At 65.6% G+C, this 529-nt stretch carries 1 protein-coding gene; it reads left to right on the top strand.

Annotated elements, in window-relative coordinates:
• The coding region (locus RB628_RS41285) for a DUF3459 domain-containing protein (protein ID WP_318325757.1) at nucleotides 1–473 on the top strand (473 nt) is incomplete at its 5' end.
• Nucleotides 474–529 lie beyond the last annotated feature (56 nt).

The following is a 529-nucleotide window of genomic DNA, read 5'->3' as shown; positions in this document are numbered from 1 at the left end:
ACACCCCGCTGCGCGCGGGCAGCGAAGAATACCTGGACTCCGAGAAATACCAACTGCGTACCCGCGACTGGGAGTCGGCGGAACGTGACGGACGTAGCATCGCGCCATTGATAGCCAAGCTCAACGCGGTCCGGCGGCGCAGCCCGGCCCTGCGCCAGCTGCGTGACCTCCACTTCCACCACGCGGACCAGGAGGCGGTGATCGTCTACTCGAAACGCCGGGGATCGAACACGGTTCTGGTGGTCGTGAACCTCGACCCTCACCACACCCAGGAGGCCACGGTCTCGTTGGACATGCCGCAACTCGGCCTGGACCGGCACGAGTCCGTGCCGGTGCGCGACGAGCTCACCGGCGAAACCTACCAATGGGGCAGGACGAACTATGTGCGCCTGGAACCGGGTACTCGCCCCGCGCACATCCTGACCGTCCTGCGACCGTCCACCCCGCAGATCGGAGGGTCACCCACAATATGATCGTCAATGAGCCTGTCCCGGACACCTTCGAGGACACTCCCGCCAAGGACCGGGAC

The sequence above is a fragment of the Streptomyces sp. ADMS genome (assembly GCF_033441795.1).
In the GTDB taxonomy this organism is placed as follows: Bacteria; Actinomycetota; Actinomycetes; order Streptomycetales; family Streptomycetaceae; genus Streptomyces.
This window is presented reverse-complemented; position numbering and strand designations above follow the sequence as displayed.